We start from the raw sequence: 305 nt of genomic DNA on the forward strand, positions 1-305 counted from the left end.
CGACGCGTTCTGGCACACCGCGTTCGGGCGTGACGCGGTGCTCTGGTCGCCCCCGCACCTGCTGTCGGTGATCGGCACCCTGTGCGTGCTGATCGGCCTGCTCACCGGCACCGACCGGCACGTGCCCGCCCCGCCGCGGATCGCCCTGGCCGCAGGCGTGCTGGGGGCGGCGCTGATCATCGTGATGGAATACGACACCGACGTGCCCCAGTTCACCGAGACCCTGTACCTCCCGCTGCTGCTGGCGACCACGCTCGGCGCGGCATGGGTGATCACCACCCTGGTCCCCGGCCGCACCCGCCTTG

General features: G+C 72.1%; 1 protein-coding gene. It reads left to right on the forward strand.

What is annotated here, in order from left to right:
* A partial coding sequence (locus DSP71_RS22495) for a hypothetical protein (RefSeq protein ID WP_220151140.1) occupies positions 1-305 on the forward strand: 305 nt, incomplete at both ends.

The sequence above is a fragment of the Microbacterium sp. H6 genome, from assembly GCF_003314775.1.
Taxonomy (GTDB): domain Bacteria; phylum Actinomycetota; class Actinomycetes; order Actinomycetales; family Microbacteriaceae; genus Microbacterium; species Microbacterium oxydans.